This is a genomic window from Acinetobacter sp. GN11 (assembly GCF_054823985.1).
In genome coordinates, this window is record NZ_JRVL01000284.1 from 1 (window position 1) to 1,512 (window position 1,512).

General features: G+C 35.7%; 1 protein-coding gene. It reads right to left on the minus strand.

The features are described from left to right. Positions 1–152: 152 nt before the first annotated feature. Positions 153–1,220: a type II asparaginase gene (locus NL42_RS18145; protein ID WP_461313811.1), complete on the minus strand. Its 1,068-nt coding sequence runs from the start codon at positions 1,218–1,220 to the stop codon at positions 153–155. Positions 1,221–1,512: the final 292 nt, after the last annotated feature.

Below are 1,512 nucleotides of genomic sequence, written 5' to 3' on the forward strand. Positions count from 1 at the left end.
AAAGGAAATGGTTAATATTTTGGCAAACTGTTAAGGATTTTATTATTTAAGAAGAATGAGTTGAACAACTATTGTACAGAATTAATATAAAAGACATTATTTTTATAAAATATGACCAGCTCAAACATTTAGGCTTGAGCTGGTTGGAAAACTTAGTACTGCCAGAACATACGTTGAATTTCTTTAGCGTCATTAGTCTTGGTAAGAGCTAATGCTGCAAGAAGACGTGCTTTCTGTGGGTTTAAATCATGTGCTGCTACCCAACCATATTTAGAGTCAGGTTGTTCTGCATCACGCAATACAAAACCTTGTGGAACACGTGATGAACGGATAATTTGAATGCCGTTCTTGTCGTGAAGATTTTGTAAAGTTGGTACGATATAGTTCGCAACTGAACCGTTACCAGTACCTGCATGGATAATCGCTTTAGCGCCAGCTTTTGCATATGCTTCATAAGCATCTGGAAGCATAGAGTCTGAACCGTAAACGATTTGTACCAGTGGAAGTGCATCACCTTTAATATTTTCAATATTAAATTCTGAAGCATTGGTAAAACGTTTTACAGACTGTCTGAACCAGTATGGCTTGCCTTCAACTAATGTACCTAAAGCGCCCCATTGGCTAACAAAAGCATTTGTATGAATGTTAATGCCTTTAGTTACATCACGTGCAGCAAAAATAGAGTCGTTCATAAGAACCATAACGCCTTTATTTTTTGCATCATCAGAAGCTGCTAAAGCAACTGCACTATAAAGGTTAAGTGGTCCATCTGCTGAAAGAGCAGTTGAAGGACGCATTGAACCAACAATAACAATCGGTTTATCAGTGTGAACAACCAGATTTAAGAAAAATGCTGTTTCTTCTAAAGTGTCTGTACCGTGAGTAATCACAACACCATTAACAGATGGTTTTTTTACCAGCTCATTTACTTGACGAGCAATTTGTAATAATTCCTTGTCAGTAATACTTTCAGAAGCGACCTGTAATGCCTGAATACCAGTTACATTCGCCAAATCTTTGATTTGTGGAACTGCATTAATTAAGGCATCAACTGGAACTTTTGCAGCTGTGTACGTTGCACTGTTTGCTGAACTTGCGCCAGCACCTGCGATAGTACCGCCAGTGGCAACAACAACTACATTGTTTTTTGCGTAAAGTGGGAGAGAGCAGGCCAATAAGCCCATCGCTAAACCTAAAGATTTAACAGTTTTAGTCAACATCGAAAATATCCTTATGAAGTGACGAAAGTAAAAAAAGTTTGTCGAATATGTCTGCTTTTGCTAAGCAAAATACATACCATGTAAAACATATTCGTAACTTGCTGAATAAGAAGCATCCTTGAATAGCATTTTGTTTCACCAACAATTACTTAGTCATTGCTTTTATTCAGCGTTAATAAATATCATGAATAAAATAAAAAATCTATTAAGTTTTTCTAATTTATCGCGATTTGTTTACTTTTTAATATAACGAAAGCAAATGATTTTTTCATCATTATAAAATAAGAAAATA

Excerpts from the sequence above, each read along its gene's own strand:
- NL42_RS18145 (WP_461313811.1), bottom strand. The coding sequence starts at position 1,220 with ATGTTGACTAAAACTGTTAAATCTTTAGGTTTAGCGATGGGCTTATTG.